We start from the raw sequence: 14,756 nt of genomic DNA on the forward strand, positions 1-14,756 counted from the left end.
AGGATAAGAAGGACCAAGAGATCGAACAGCAGATGGAGTTGTTGCAGGATTAACTCGAAAATTGCCCCCTTTTAGGGGGCGTCATGTAAAGCCACCTCCTCAGGAGGTGGTCTTTTACTGGCGCGTATCCCCCTTATTTAAACCCGCCGTTGCGAATGAATTCAAGGCCGGCGGCGGTGATCCGCGTTTGATGCGGGTCGATATCATAGTTGTTCTCGTCGATGTCGCTCATCACATAGGCCTGTATCAGCCCCTTGGTTTTGAGATAGGCGAAGGGATCGGCGAAGGCGTGCGGGCTGGTGGCGTCCTGCTTCCACAGTTCGTAAGTTTTCTCATCCAGCGTGCCGGGGTGATTGGCGGCCAGCCGGGTCAGGATTTGATTGTAGAATCCATAGTCGGTCATGATGCGGTCCTCTTTATCGCGCGCGACAGTCTCGGAAAATGACGTAACGTCTTTCAATCATAGCCGATGTTTGCTCGCTGCCTGCGTTATCGCGAACCCAGGTTATCCACGTTGGCTTTCGAACCAGTGAAACAGGCGCGAAATGGTGAGGCTGAGATCGCCGATGTTGAAGAGCGCGCCGAGCCATAGGGTTAGCATAACCAGGATGCCGATGATGACGGGAAGATCCATTTTGCCCATGAGAATGTTTTGCAGAGGTGACGGTGGCCACGAGGGTAACATCGTTTCCCGGCAGGATAAAATGTGCCGCCGTTATTTCGATTGTGCCGCTGCGGAATGGCGAAGGCCGGCCATCAGGATGACCGGCCGGGTTTCAACAGCCTATCTTGCCGCCAAACGGTCAGGCGTAGTGTCGGGCGATATGCTCGGCGGTGGCGATCGTCGTCACATTAGTGGCGACGGAGGGAACGTCGGGGAAGATGGATGCGTCGACGACCCGAAGCCCGTATACGCCGTGTACGCGGCCCTGAAGGTCAACGACCGCCTTCGGTTCGCCGGCATTTCCCATCGGCGCGGAAGAGGTCGGGTGATGATAGGTATCCAACGTCGCCGCCATCGAGGCAAGAATGGCCTCGTCGCTGTCTGCAGCGGGCGCAAGCTCGCTGTGGATAAGCGTAGACAGCGGAGCGGTTTGCCCTATTTTTCGCGCCAGTTTAACCCCCTCCAGCAAGCGAACGCGGTCGCTCTCTTGCGCCAGGAAGTTAAGGTCAATGTGAGGGGCTGCCGCTGGATCGCGGCTTTCCAGCCAGACTCGTCCGGTGGATTGTGGCCGAGTCAGCGCCACCGCCAAGACAAAACCGACGCCGGTAGGGCTTTGGTCATGAGGAAACAGATGCGTCGCGGTAATGTGCAGATCGAGCTCTCCCGGTTCCGCCTGGCTGCTGTGGGTCCACAGCTTGGCACCGATAACCGGCGATTGGCTGCCGATGACATCGGGGCGGGCGGCGTAGGCATTGTAATAAAAGGGGTGATCGACCAGGTTTTCGCCGACGGGGAGATCGGCGACGACGGGGATCCCCAGACGCTTCGACTGTTGCGCAGGCGCGATGCCGGATCGCATCAAAACGGCGGCGCTACCGTAGGTTCCCGCGCTCAGGATCACTTCAGCGGCATGGATTTCTTCGCCGCTGGCCAGGCGGACGCCGATCGCGTGCTGCCCGTCAAATATCACGCGGTCGACCAGCGTATCTGCACGGAGGGTAAGATTGTCTCTGGCGCGGGTTTTCTCATCCAGATAGGCCATGCCGGTGTTAACGCGTACGCCGTTGACGATATTCATCGGGTAGGGGCCGACGCCATTGGCTGAAGGGCCATCAAAATCGTCAATCGCGTCATAGCCGTTGGCGCGCGTGGCGGCGACGAAAGCGCGTTGCATTGGCGTGATGTCATCCAATGTGAGTTGCACGACGGGAAAAGGGCCGCTATCGCCATGGATTGCGCGGTCGTGCAGGCCATGACGAGTCTCCAGTTTTTTGAAGGCGGGCAGCAGGTCCTGATAGCCCCATCCCGGCAGATCCCAGCGGTTGAAATCTTCCGGACGGGCGCGGATCGCCACGGCACCGTTGACGCCTGAACTGCCACCCAAGACTTTACCGCGGATAGCGCCGATCGCGTGGCTGACATAGCCGGGTTCTGTCCGGTATCCCCATTCGAACTCCGGGTTGCCATTGGCGCCGAGGACGTCGCTGTCCGCGATGAGGCGCGGATAATCGTAGGGTGCATAACTGTGCCCGGCTTCTAACAGCAGGACCCGGCGCGCAGGGTTTTCGCTGAGGCGAGCCGCCATCACTGCGCCGGCGGAGCCGCCGCCGACGATGACTACGTCGAAAGTAGGGGATGTCTCTCTGGTCCGTTGGGCCGGTTGTGATTGCGCCGATAATGCGGAAACCGATGTGGAAGCGCCGAGCGTGGCGGCGGCTGAAGCGACAAGCGTTTTTGATATCAGCTGACGGCGTGATAAGTCTTTCATGGCAGAGTCTCCAGAGCGGGCAGAAAGTGTGTGTTCTGCAGACTAAAACCCTGAAGCACAAGCAACAAGCAGGCGAAATTCGAACCTCGGGTTCGCGTTCTGCGAACCTTTCAGGTTGACGTCAGGAAAGAGGAGAGTGCGGTTTCCCAACTGGGCGTATGGCCAATGTGTTCACTCAGAAAGTCCACCAGCGCCTTGATCTTGGGGGATGCGCGTTTTGAACGGCGATAGACGGCGGAAATGTCGCCGCCGTCGGGTGAATAGGCGGCCAACACAATGCGCAGTTCCCCTGCGCGTATCGCGTCGGCGGCGATAAATGCGGGCAGGATGGCGAGGCCCAAACCGGCTTTAGCCGCCGCCAACAGGTGAAAAGCGTTATCGGTGCGCAGCCGTTTACCGATACGAAACGACCGGATTTCGCCCTCGATGGGGAGCTGCAGCATGCCGGTCGGTTCGCGCTGAATATACAGCAACCCCTGGTGCTGTTGCAGGTGTTGCGGGTGCATCGGCGTGCCTTTCTGGGCAAGATAGGCTGGGCTGGCGCAAATCAAATGGCGGTTGGCGCAGATGCGCTGCGCGATCAGGTCGGAATCCGCCAAGGGGCCGATACGGATGGCGACATCGAAATTCTCCTGATTCAGATTGGCCAGGCGATCGCTGTACTCCACGTCCAGATTGAGGCTCGGGTACTGTGCCATAAAGGTGGATAACAGCGGTGCCAGATAGCGGATGCTGAACGCCATCGGCGCGGTTAACCGCAGCGGGCCCTGCAGTTGGCCGTGCAGTGTTCGCACCGACTCTTCGGCATCGCTCACTTCGCTTAATATGAGAACGGCGCGCTGATAGAACAGGTGGCCGGCGTCGGTCAGCCCAAGCGTTTTCCCGCGTTCGAACAGCACAGTCCCAAGGCGCGTCTCCAACTGCTGGATGCGTCTGCTGACCACCGACTTGGTGGTGCCCAAGCGGCGGGCGGCGGCGCTGATGTTGGCGGCCTCGACCACGGCGATATAGGTCGCCATCTCCTGAAACTGATTCATTCATCTCTCCTTCGGCATCCGCCGGGTCAAGTTACCACTCTCTGCACGCCAGGCAAAAAAAACCACCCGGATGGGTGGTTTTTTGCTTGTCAGAGCGAATCAGTCCAGTTTGGGGTGCTGGTCGATCAGGATCTGTTTTTTCTTTTCCAGTTCGGCGATCTGCGCGTTGATGTCCTCGACTTTCTGTTCGATGTTGTCGTAGGTTTCCTGCAGCAGCTCTTTTGCCTCGGAGCGGTCAGAGGCGGCCGGCGTCGCGCCGCGCAGCGGCTTGTTGGCGGTTTCTTTCATGTACAGACCGGTGATAAGACCGATCACCGCAACGACCATCAGGTAGTAGGCCGGCATGTACAGGTTGCCGGTCGCTTCCACCAGCCAGGCGGCAACGGTCGGCGTCGCACCAGCGATCAGTACCGAAATGTTGAACGAAATCGCCAGCGCGCTGTAACGGATGTGCGTCGGGAACATCGCCGGCAGGATGGAGGCCATCACCCCAGTGAAGGAGTTGAGCAGCACCGCCAGCACCAGCAGGCCGACGAAAATCAGGCCGATGACGTTGCTGTTGATCAGAATGAAGCACGGGATCGCCAACGCCAACAGGCCGATGCTGCCACCGATAATGAACGGCTTACGGCCGATGCGGTCACTGGTCAGGCCGATCACCGGCTGCACGAACAGCATGCCGATCATGATGGCGATGATGATCAGAACGCCGTGATCTTCCGAGTAGTGCAGGTTATGCGAGAGGTAGCTCGGCATATAAGTCAGCAGCATGTAATAGGTCACGTTGGTGGAAATCACGATACCGACACACACCAGCAAACTTTTCCAGTGTTTGGCCGCGATCTCTTTGAACGAGGTCTTTGGCGGATTTTCGATGGCGTTGCGATCCTCTTTCTCCATCTTGTCCACGTGCTGCTGGAACGCCGGGGTTTCTTCCAGCGCATGGCGCAGGTAGAGGCCGATCAGGCCGAGCGGCGCGGCGATGAAGAACGGGATACGCCAGCCCCAGTCGAGGAAGTTGGCTTCGCCGACGATGCTGGAGATCAGCACCACTACGCCTGCGCCCATCACAAAGCCGGCGATGGAGCCGAAGTCCAGCCAGCTACCCATAAAGCCGCGTTTGCGGTCCGGCGAGTATTCGGCGACGAAGATCGCCGCACCGGAATATTCACCGCCGACGGAGAAGCCCTGCGCCAGTTTGGCCAGCAGCAGCAGGATCGGGGCCCAGATGCCGATCGATGCATAGGACGGGATCAGGCCGATACAGAAGGTGCTGACCGCCATAATGATAATGGTGACCGAGAGAACCTTCTGGCGACCGAACTTATCGCCCATGGCACCAAAGAACAGGCCGCCGAGTGGACGCACCAGGAAGGGCACGGAGAAGGTTGCCAGTGCGGCGATCATTTGCACGCCGGGAGAGGCGCCCGGGAAGAAGACCTGGCCAAGCGCATAGGCGACAAAGCCGTATACGCCGAAGTCGAACCACTCCATCGCGTTACCCAGGGCCGCCGCGGTGATCGCCTTCTTGAGTTTGCTGTCATCGATGATGGTGATGTCGTTAATGTGCATCGGTTTATGTCGTTTTTTTCTTAACTTCATATAATCATCCCTTAATGAATTATTCGTTGTTCGTGAAAGCGTAATCTCCGTTCACTGTTGTTTTCGAGTTATCAAATCGGCTAATCGAATCGCGGTTCAAGACGATTCATTATCCACATTTAAGTTGGGATGTGGATCACAAAATACCGTCGTTTATGCCGAGGTTATGTCATTTAGGTGACTAATTATTTTGCATCTATAGCTTAGCGTTATATCTTGCGGCGATCAAATCCAGCAGTTTAACTTAAGTGTTTGCACCGATTTGGTGCGAGAATGGTCTAATAAATGTGCGATTTGACGATTTTTCGTCTAATTGGTCATGTTTTAAGTATAGAGAGTACGGGAGATAAAACAGGAAAAATTGATGTGTTTGCCGTCAAAAAAATGCCTGACCCACTGGCCAGGCAGTTTGGATTAAGGTACCGATGAACCGCCGAATTCGAGATAGATTTTCGCCAGATTCTGGTACTGCGCGAAGCGGTTTTCATCCACCGACAGTTCCGCCTGACGGCGTTGTTCCTGAGCATTCAGCCAGTCGGTAATGGTGACGGCGCCCTGTCGGTAACGCACCTCGTTCAGCCGTTCCGATTTACGCGCCAACGCTAATGAGGCGCGCAACTGCGTCTCCTGCGCCAGCAGCTGCGTGCGCAGTGACAGCGCGTTGTTCACATCGCCCATCGCTTTGTACAGCGCCTGCTTGAAGGCCAGAACTTGCTGTTCATAATCGTTGCGGGCGATCTTGATCTCCACGCCCATTTGCCGCCACTGCAGGAACGGCAGCGTCAGGCCGGCGCCGAGGCTGCCCGTCGGGTTGCGCAGGAATTCCAGCAGCGCGCTGCTGCTGGCGCCCAGTGAACCGGTCAGGCTGAACGCAGGATAGTATTGCAGACGTTTTTCATCGACGTTGGCCAGGGTGGCGCGCAACCGCAGCTCTTGAGCGCTGAGATCCGGACGACGGCTCAGGACGCTAGCGGGAATGCCGGTGTTGATCTGCGGCATCGCCGTCGTCGGCAGGCGCGCGGGCGCGATGGTGGCCTGGCCTGATGGCGCGCCCAGCAGCACCGCCTGCTCGTTCAGCGCCTGTTGACGATCGTGTTGTAACGCCAGCAGGCTGCGTTCCTGCGCCAGCAAGTTTTGTTCCGCGTTCACTACGTCCAGCGCCGAGATGCTGCCGGCCTGATAACGGGCGTTGGCCAGCCGCAGCGTCGTTTTGGCATAGGCGATGCTCGCCTGGCTGACGCTGATTTGTTGATTGAGAAAACCGATGCGCCAGTAGTTGGTGGCGGCGTCGGCCAACAGTTTCAGGCGCGCCGCCTGCAGATCCTGCACGGAAGCCTGGCTGCTCCACTCGGCGGCGTCGCGCTGGCGCGCCAGCTTGCCCCACAGATCGACTTCATAGCTGGTGGTGAGCGACGCGTTGCTGGTTTTATTCCACGCGGAGGACTCGGACAGCGGGCGATTGATGCCGCTGCCTAATGAGGCGCTGATGCCGGGCGCGGTGCTGATGCCGACGCGTTCCGCCTCGAGCTGCGCGCGGTAAACGCGCAGTACGGCGGCGGCCAGATCGTTATTGCTCGCCATCACCTGTTGCAGCCAGCGATCGAGCTCAGGATCGTGGAAATCGCGCCAGTCGAACGGCGTGGGCGCGGCGTTGTGGGCGTCGTGCTGCCAGCTCGTCGGATAGTTGACCTGCGGCGCCCGGTAGTCGCTTTTCAGGGCGTTGCCGCAGCCGGCGGTGAGCAGGGCGACGAGGCTTAGCGCCAGGGGAGATAAAATTTTCATGGGTTACTCGCTGGCCAATGAAACGACCGGATCCATCCTTGCCGCTTTACGGGCGGGGAGATAACCGAAGATCATGCCGATTAAAGTTGAACAGAAAAACGCCGTCGTGGCAGCTTGCCAGGAATAGATGGCGGTGAACATGCCGCCCGCCAGCGAGGTGAACAGCGACCCGGCGGCGAACGACAGCGCGATGCCCAATGCGCCGCCGATCAGACAGACCAGCACCGCCTCTATCATGAACTGTTGCATGATGTCGCTGCGCCGCGCGCCGACCGCCATGCGCACGCCGATTTCGTGGGTGCGTTCGGTCACCGAGACCAGCATGATGTTCATCACCCCCAGGCTGCCGATCACCAGCGCGATGGATGCCACCATCAGGATCAGCAGGCTAAAAGTCATTGACGTGCGTTCGATGGACTTTCGGATTTTATCGAAGTTGTACAAACGGAAATCTTTTACGCCGTGGCGCTGGGTCAACAGCTGTGTGATAGCGGTGACGGCCGATTCGCTGGCGACATTGTCCTTTAGGCGAACGGTGATGCCGCTGAGCGTCGGTTTGCCTACCATGCGATACATGACAGTGCTGTAGGGCATCCATACAGTGATGCGATTGGGCGCGTAATTGCGATTGCTTTTAGCCACACCGATCACCCGGGCCGGCACCGAGCCAAGAAACACGATCTGGCCGAGCGGCTCGACGCCGAAATCGCCGAACAGCGCCTGGCGCGCATTGTCGTCGATGATCACTTCCTGCAGCGCATTACGATCGTCGCGGAAAGTCACGCCTTGTAACAGCTCGACGCCGTTAACGCGGAAATAGTCGCGCCCGACGCCGGTGATCGAGGCAGTGGCGGATTTGCTGCGAAAACGGATGCTGTCGGAGGCGTCTACTTCCGGGCTGACGCTGTCGACGAAGCTTTGCTGTGCCAGCGCGTCGGCATCGGCCGGCACCAGGGTGCGGATGCTGTCGATGGCGTCGTCGAAGAAATCGCGGCCCGGATAGATGCTTACCACATTCGTGCCGAGATCTTTGAGGTTTTCCAGCGTGCGCTGTTTGGCGCCTTCGCCCAGCGCCACTACCGTGACCACGGCGGCGATGCCGAAGATGATGCCGGTCATGGTCAGCGCGGTGCGCAGACGATGAGCGTTCATCGCCTTCAACGCCATGTGCAGCGATTCGCGAGTGCGGTCGATCAGGCGTTGCCAGCCGCTTTGCCGGCTGCGGTTCGGCGGCGGCAGCGATGCGCCGGGCGCCGACTTGCGGCCACTGTCAGCGATGATCTTGCCGTCTTGCAGTTCGATGACGCGCTGCGCATGTTGCGCCACTTTCATATCGTGGGTGACGATCACCACGGTGTGGCCGCGCTGATTCAGTTCGCTCAGGATCGCCAGCACTTCCTGGCCGGATTGGGTGTCCAGCGCGCCGGTCGGTTCGTCCGCCAGGATGATCTCACCGCCGTTGATCAGCGAACGGGCGATGCTGACGCGCTGCTGCTGGCCGCCGGAAAGCTGGCCGGGTTTGTGGTCTTCGCGTCCCTCAAGCCCCAACCGCGCCAGCAATTGCGCCGCCCGCTGCCGCCGCTGATCGCGCCGGGCGTTGGCGTAGATAGCCGGGATTTCGACATTGCCCAGCGCGCTGAGATCGGGCATCAGGTGGTAACGCTGGAAAATAAAGCCGATATGCTCGCGGCGCAGGCGGGCCAGTTCGTCCGGCGACAGGTGGGCGGCGTTCTGGCCGCTGATGTAGTAATCGCCGCGATCCGGCACGTCGAGGCAGCCCATGATGTTCATCAGCGTCGATTTGCCGGAACCGGAGGCGCCGATGATCGCCACCAGCTCGCCGGCGGCGATGGTCAGATCGATGTCTTTCAATACCGTCAGCGCCTGGCCGCCGTTGGTGTAGGTTCGGCTGATGCCTTTTAGTTCGATGATCGCGTTCACAGGAAGATGCCATCCTCAGCCGATTTGGCGGCGGGTTGCGACAGCACCACGGTTTCACCGGCTTTCAGGCCGCTGAGGATCTGAATGTCGACGTTGTTGGTGATGCCGGTGGTCACTTTGCGCGTTTCCAGCCGCTGGTCTTGGGTCAGCACCTGCACCTGCTGCTCTTGGCCATCGATTTTATGCACCGCCTGGATCGGCACCAGTAGGGTGTTCTTCGCGTCGCCGAGCAGCAAGGACACCTGCGCGGTCATGGCGATGCGCAGGCGGTTTTCCGGGTTGGGCACGTCCAGCAGCGCGTTGTAATAGACCGAGGCGTTCGAGGTGCCGGAGCCGGAAGCAGAGCTGGTCCCGGCGAGCGAGTCGTCTTTCATCACCGATTCCGGTGCCAGCTCGATGGTGCGTAGCGTGGCGTCGTACCGCTTATCCGGATCGGAGAAAATAGTGAAGTACGCCTTTTGTCCCGGCGAAATGCGGGTGATGTCGGCTTCGGAGATCTGCGCCTTGATGGTCATCATATCCAGCCGCGCCAGCTTGACGATGGTCGGTGCACTTTGGCTGGAGTTGACCGTTTGTCCCTGCTGCGTGACCACGGCGATAACAATGCCGTCCATCGGCGCAACCACGCGGGTATAGCCCAGATCGATTTTTTTCTTTTCGACTTCGATCTGCGATTGCACCAACTGCGCATTGAGCGCCTGCAGATCGGCGCGAGTGGTGGCGAGCGAGGCTTCGGCGGTCTCGAAGTCTTCCCGCGAACTGGCTTCGTCGTTCAGCATGCGGCGCTGGCGTTTAAAACGCGACTCCGCCTGTTTCAGCAAGGCCTGTTTGGCTAACATATTGGCTTTGACTACGTTCAGCGCTGCCTCGGCGTTGCGCAGATCGTTGCGCTGTTGCAGATCGTCGATGTCGGCGATCGGTTGCCCTTTGGTGACGCGATCGCCCAGCTTGACCTTCAGCGATTTGACTTCGCCGGAGACGCGGGCGCCGACGTTGACGCGTTCGATGGCATCCAGCCGCCCGGTGGCCAGCACGGCGTTTTCGATATCGCCCAGGCGGGCCGGCGCGGTAACGTAATCCTGCTGAGGCGGGCGTTGCCAAAAAATGGCCAGCGCGACGGCGACGGCGATGAAAACGATGGCGGCGATCAACGCCAGACGGCGGGAGGGGAGTTTCAGTGATGACATACCCAGGTTTTCCATAACGATAAAAGCGGCGGTTCCAGTCTGCCATCATGGCAGCGCCAGCTTGAACTGGCGCTAAACGTGAGGCGCTTTCCCGCTGGAAAGGGGATAGTAAAGGCTTTCCCGCTAAAGATCACGGCGAGTTATTATCCACCACGTGTGCAACCGGCTGCGTTGGGCGTTATACTGGGTAAAAAACCAGTATTCATTCATCAGCAGGATAACACCACCGCCATGATGCCAAACCGCCTCGAGCCAGAACTCGACATTTACCAATACCCGGAGCACCTGCGCGCCTGCCTGGCGCCGTTGCCCAAAGGGCCGGGCGTGTATGTGTTTCACGGTCAAAGCGAGAGCCTGCCGCTTTACATCGGTAAAAGCGTCAATATACGCAGCCGGGTGATGGCGCACTTCCGCGCGCAGGACGAGGCTAAAATGCTGCGCCAAACCCGGCGCATCAGCTTTATCGAGACCGCAGGCGAGTTGGGGGCATTGCTGCTGGAGGCGCAATTGATCAAACAGCAACAGCCGCTGTTCAACAAACGTCTGCGGCGTTCGAAACAGCTGTGCGCGCTGCGCTTGCAGGCAGATGTGGTGACGATTGCTCACGCCAAAGAGATCGACTTCGCCGTCACGCCCCACCTCTACGGGCTGTTTGCTAATCGCCACGCCGCGCTGGAAAAGCTACGCGCCATCGCCGACGAGCATCGTTTATGTTACGGCAAGCTGGGGATCGACAAGCTGCCGGCAGGGCGAGCCTGTTTCCGCTACAGCCTGCGCAAGTGCGCGGGCGCCTGCTGTGGCGTGGAGTCGGCGCAGGAGCATGCGCTGCGGCTCGGCGCGGCGCTTGAGCAGTTGCGCATCGCCTGTTGGCCGTTCGCCGGGCGCGTGGCGCTGGAGGAGCAGGGCGAGACGCTGCGTCAGTACCATGTGATCCACAATTGGTTTTATCTGGGCTCGGTCGGCGATCTGGCGCAGGCGGAGCAGCTACAGAGCGCGGCCAGCCATTTCGACAGCGATGGCTACAAGATTTTGTGCAAGCCGCTCATCGCCGGCGATTACCCGATTATTGAGCTGCCGTAAGGCCATCATGCTGGTGATAACCTAAGATTTATCCGTAAAGTCAGGGCATTATGCTAAAAAAGCTTGAATCCATAATGTTGTTATGGATAATGGCGCCCCGAAGCGAAGGAACGCGCTATTAACTCAGTTGGCAGAGTGATTGGTTTTATAATGGCTTGTTTTGGCTTGAAAATTGATAGACGCGGGTTCGAGTCCTGCATAGCGCGCCAGCTTTCTTCCTTCGTCTCATCGCGCTTACCGTAAAGCGCACCCGGGTTGATTTGCACTATCGGCTCCTCGTTGGGATTTTCGGGTGCGCTTTACCGTAACCGCTGGCTTTCCTTCCTCTTTCTCTTTCGATCCTTTGCTAAACTGTAATCAGGCAGGCTTGCTGCCCGGCAACAGGAGGTCGATATGTCTCACTCCGATCAACTGCAGGAACTCTTGCAACGCGTCGCCGCCCTCGAGGCGAGAGAGAAAGCGCTGACCGCCGCGTCCAACGCTTATCAGGCGATTATCACCACCATGTTAGGCAATATGGAGAAGACCGAACGTGATCGGATCATCGCGATGATCGATCAGGCCCATGAAATCGCCTACGCCCGCGCCATTCAGCGCAGCAACGAACCGCAAAAGCAGAAAATCAAGCAGGCCGACGATGTGGCCCAGCGCATGTTCATGTTTGCGCAAGGCAAGGCCGCTCAGCCGCGCTGAAGCCGAACTATAACAGTTGCCGTCATTAAGTTGGCTAACTGATCTACCCGGCAAAACTGTACTTGTGTTACTTTTAGCAGCGAGATTTGATGGCAATGCTGTTTCCAGCATAAGGTTGTAACGATGGACGCGATTAAAAGCATCTTGGTTAAAGAGATTGAGCAGATCAATCGGCGCGAAGGGCGTGACGGCAAGCCGCGCTTCAACAGCGAATTCGCCCGTACTCACCGCTATTTGTGCCTTGCCATGTTCGCCGGTTACTTCGCGGTGATCGCCGTGATGTATCAGGTGCCGTACATGGGAGTGTATGCCTTCCTGGGCTTCACCGCCTTCGTGCTGTTCATGTTCGCCATGCTGCTGATCGAGATCCGGCCGGTGTACCGTTTCGAGGACATCGGGGTGCTGGATCTGCGGGTTTGCTACAATGGCGAATGGTACTTCACCCGCGCGCTGTCGCCTTATGCGGTGCAGCAATTGCTGGATGAGCCCTCCATCGGCGCCGCGCTGAAACAGAAGATGCGAGTCATCATCGGCAACAAGGGCGAAATCGACTTCTACGACGTGTACGATATGGCATACGGAAAAAAGCCGCAGGATGAGCCACCGCAGCTGGCGGCGGCAAACTGAAAGGTTTCCGGCCGGCGGCATGTCGATTATACTCAGCGTTTGAACATGAAGCAGAATAAGGACCAAGCGATGAGTGATGATATTTTCGATTTTGATATCGATGCCGAACTGGCGAAAGCCGAAGAAAAAGCGGCGCAGAAGGTAAAAGAGGTCCCTGAAATCCTCGAAGACGAAGCGGACTGCGAAGGTTGCAAGATCTGATCGCCTGACCCATAAAAAAAACCGCCGCGGCGGTTTTTTTTATGTCTGAGCGTCGCGTGGCATCAATCCAGCACGAATCCCCAGATCAGGAACGCCGCCACCAGAATCAGGCAAAGCGCGGACACCGTCACCAGTATTTTCCCCAGAATGTCTTTTTCTTGTTCCTGCTGCGTCACGTTAAAATTATCCAATTAAAAGTCTATGGACCAAACCGGCGATGCTGAGATCGGCTGCCGCTACACCCAGCGCCATGAGCATCATCACCGAAAGAAATCGAGTCTTGCCGTTCACACCCTTAATCCCTGTGGGCGCCGCTGTTAAGTTTTTATATCAAAGGGATATAATTCAGCGGCGCCGAATCGCATACATCGTGATAGTGATTAAGAACGTTCTTAAGGCCAGAAGTTCCCTCATCTGATAGCGCCGCTGTGCGGCAGCGTCAGTCGGTCACGATCCTGACGCCTATCTTGCTGACTTGATTGCCGTCCATTTCTGCAATGGTCCAGGTCAGGCCGTCCCACTCCACCTGGTCGCCGATCACCGGTTCGCCGCCGATCAGCTGAATGACGAACTGCCCCAGCGTCTGCTGCTCGTCCACGTCGTCTTGCAGGTTGAGGCCATAAACCTGTGAGATGTCGCTCAAACGGGCGTCGGATTGCAGGATAAAGTCGCCGAAGAAGCGCTCGTCGAGCGTCACTGCCGGTGCCTGGCTAAAGAGCTTGCCGAGGATCGGCAGGTCGTGCTCATGGCCGATGACGCACAAAATATCGTTCTCGCGCAGCCGGGTACTGCCGCTAGGGTGCAACAGCTCTTTGCCGCGGAACAGGGCGGCGATGCGGGTATTAGGCGGCATTTTCAGTTCACGCAGCGCAGCACCGACGCACCAGTTTTCCGCCGAAAGCTGATAAACGAATTGTTCCCACTGGTTTTCCGGGTGTACGTCCAGCCCAACGCGGGAGATCGGCGTCAGCGCCGGCGGCACGATCACCTTGGCCTTTTTGGCGGCGAATGACAGCGTGGTGCCTTGCAGTAGCAGGGAAACCAGCACCACGAAGAACGCCACGTTAAAGAACAGTTGGGCGTTGGGCAGCCCGGCCATCATCGGGAACACCGCCAGGATCACCGGCACCGCGCCGCGCAGGCCAACCCAGGAAATAAAGCCGCGTTCGCGCAGGGTAAAGCTGCGGAACGGCAGCAAACCGATAAACACCGACAGCGGGCGCGCGAACAGGATCATCCACAGCGACAGCAGCAGGGCAGGGATGGCGATCGGCAGCAGCTCATGCGGGTTGAGCAGCAGACCGAGCACCAGGAACATGCCGATCTGGCTGAGCCAGGCCAGGCCATCGAAGGTTTGCACGATGCCGTGACGGTTGCGGATTGGACGGTTGCCCAGCAGCAGACCGCACAGGTACACCGCCAGAATGCCGCTGCCGTCCAGCGCGGTAGTCAGCGCGAAAATAAGAATGCCGCCGCTCACCGCCAGCAGCGGGTAGAGACCGTCCGCCAGCTTGATGTGGTTGATCAGCGTCAGCAGCAGCCAGCCGCCGCCGAGACCGAAGACGATGCCCATGCCGAACTGCTGCATCAGATGCAGCGGGAAGGTCCAGCTTAGCGCGGTTTCCCCGGCGGCGATCATCGCAATCAGCGTGATGGTGAGAAATACCGCCATCGGATCGTTGCTGCCGGATTCGATCTCCAGCGTAGCGCTGACGCGTTCGTTCAACCCTTTGCCGCCCAGCAACGAGAAGACTGCGGCGGCGTCGGTGGAACCGATGATGGCACCGATCAGCAAGCCCTGCAGCAGATCGAGGTTGAACAGCCAGGCGGCGGCCATGCCGGTTAGGCCGGCGGTGATCACCACGCCGACGGTGGCGAGAGACAGTGCTGGCCACAGTGCCACGCGGAACGAACTGACCCGGGTGCGCATGCCGCCGTCGAGCAGGATCACCGCCAACGCGAGGTTACTGACCAGATAAGCGACCGGGTAATTGCTGAAGACGATGCCGCCGGGGCCGTCGACGCCGGCCAGCATGCCGATCGCCAGGAAGATCACCAGGATCGGAATGCCGAGTCGGGAAGAAAATGAGCTGAGCAGAATGCTTGCCCCCACCAGCACGGCACCGATGACGAACAAGCTGTTAATGGTGCTGGCATCCAAAATTTCGCTCTCC

14 protein-coding genes and 1 tRNA gene are annotated in these 14,756 nt (G+C 58.7%); 5 read left to right on the top strand and 10 right to left on the bottom strand.

From position 1 onward, the window contains the following. Positions 1–133 precede the first annotated feature (133 nt). From ACJ8J4_RS00005 to ACJ8J4_RS00040, 8 genes are all read right to left on the bottom strand, one after another. Positions 134–403, bottom strand: coding sequence for a hypothetical protein (locus ACJ8J4_RS00005; RefSeq protein WP_025302371.1), 270 nt, complete (start codon positions 401–403; stop codon positions 134–136). A gap of 102 nt (positions 404–505) precedes the next feature. Continuing rightward, positions 506–634: a hypothetical protein gene (locus tag ACJ8J4_RS00010; RefSeq protein WP_256376329.1), complete on the bottom strand. Its 129-nt coding sequence runs from the start codon at positions 632–634 to the stop codon at positions 506–508. Between the two features lie 169 nt (positions 635–803). After that, positions 804–2,432, bottom strand: coding sequence for a GMC family oxidoreductase (locus ACJ8J4_RS00015; protein WP_025302373.1), 1,629 nt, complete (start codon positions 2,430–2,432; stop codon positions 804–806). A 110-nt stretch (positions 2,433–2,542) separates the two neighbouring features. Beyond that, the gene (locus ACJ8J4_RS00020; protein ID WP_025302374.1) at positions 2,543–3,469 is read right to left on the bottom strand and encodes a LysR family transcriptional regulator; all 927 of its coding nucleotides are present in this window, start codon (positions 3,467–3,469) and stop codon (positions 2,543–2,545) included. 99 nt (positions 3,470–3,568) lie between these two features. Next, on the bottom strand, positions 3,569–5,071 hold the full coding sequence (proP, locus tag ACJ8J4_RS00025) for a glycine betaine/L-proline transporter ProP (RefSeq protein ID WP_025302375.1): 1,503 nt from the start codon (positions 5,069–5,071) through the stop codon (positions 3,569–3,571). A 414-nt stretch (positions 5,072–5,485) separates the two neighbouring features. Next, the gene (locus ACJ8J4_RS00030; protein WP_043141775.1) at positions 5,486–6,853 is read right to left on the bottom strand and encodes a TolC family protein; all 1,368 of its coding nucleotides are present in this window, start codon (positions 6,851–6,853) and stop codon (positions 5,486–5,488) included. A gap of 3 nt (positions 6,854–6,856) precedes the next feature. Beyond that, positions 6,857–8,794 (bottom strand): MacB family efflux pump subunit, encoded by a 1,938-nt coding sequence (locus ACJ8J4_RS00035; RefSeq protein ID WP_442515973.1) that lies wholly within the window; start codon positions 8,792–8,794, stop codon positions 6,857–6,859. Further along, entirely contained in the window at positions 8,791–9,996 is a 1,206-nt protein-coding gene (locus ACJ8J4_RS00040) for an efflux RND transporter periplasmic adaptor subunit (RefSeq protein ID WP_080271250.1), read from the bottom strand. The genes ACJ8J4_RS00035 and ACJ8J4_RS00040 overlap by 4 nt, the downstream gene beginning before the upstream one ends. Positions 9,997–10,212: 216 nt before the next feature. Here ACJ8J4_RS00040 and cho point away from each other — a divergent pair, with 216 nt between their 5' ends. The 5 genes from cho to ACJ8J4_RS00065 all read left to right on the top strand — a co-directional run bounded on the left by cho (position 10,213) and on the right by ACJ8J4_RS00065 (position 12,582). Continuing rightward, positions 10,213–11,061, top strand: coding sequence for an excinuclease Cho (gene cho / locus ACJ8J4_RS00045; RefSeq protein ID WP_025302379.1), 849 nt, complete (start codon positions 10,213–10,215; stop codon positions 11,059–11,061). 112 nt (positions 11,062–11,173) lie between these two features. After that, positions 11,174–11,270: transfer RNA gene (locus ACJ8J4_RS00050), tRNA-OTHER, on the top strand. Between the two features lie 184 nt (positions 11,271–11,454). Then, the gene (locus tag ACJ8J4_RS00055) at positions 11,455–11,754 is read left to right on the top strand and encodes a sigma-S stabilization anti-adapter protein IraP (RefSeq protein ID WP_025302380.1); all 300 of its coding nucleotides are present in this window, start codon (positions 11,455–11,457) and stop codon (positions 11,752–11,754) included. Between the two features lie 123 nt (positions 11,755–11,877). Continuing rightward, complete coding sequence (locus ACJ8J4_RS00060) at positions 11,878–12,381, top strand: YlaC family protein (RefSeq protein WP_043141770.1); 504 nt, start codon at positions 11,878–11,880, stop codon at positions 12,379–12,381. Positions 12,382–12,450: 69 nt separating this feature from the next. Continuing rightward, positions 12,451–12,582: a hypothetical protein gene (locus tag ACJ8J4_RS00065; protein WP_256376330.1), complete on the top strand. Its 132-nt coding sequence runs from the start codon at positions 12,451–12,453 to the stop codon at positions 12,580–12,582. 62 nt (positions 12,583–12,644) lie between these two features. Here ACJ8J4_RS00065 and ACJ8J4_RS00070 read toward each other — a convergent pair whose 3' ends face one another. Beyond that, complete coding sequence (locus tag ACJ8J4_RS00070; protein ID WP_016928228.1) at positions 12,645–12,773, bottom strand: hypothetical protein; 129 nt, start codon at positions 12,771–12,773, stop codon at positions 12,645–12,647. 248 nt (positions 12,774–13,021) lie between these two features. Next, positions 13,022–14,743, bottom strand: a complete 1,722-nt coding sequence (locus ACJ8J4_RS00075) for a potassium/proton antiporter (RefSeq protein ID WP_015377414.1) — start codon at positions 14,741–14,743, stop codon at positions 13,022–13,024. Positions 14,744–14,756 lie beyond the last annotated feature (13 nt).

Source organism: Serratia sp. CY47280, assembly GCF_052168655.1.
Lineage (GTDB): Bacteria > Pseudomonadota > Gammaproteobacteria > Enterobacterales > Enterobacteriaceae > Serratia > Serratia bockelmannii.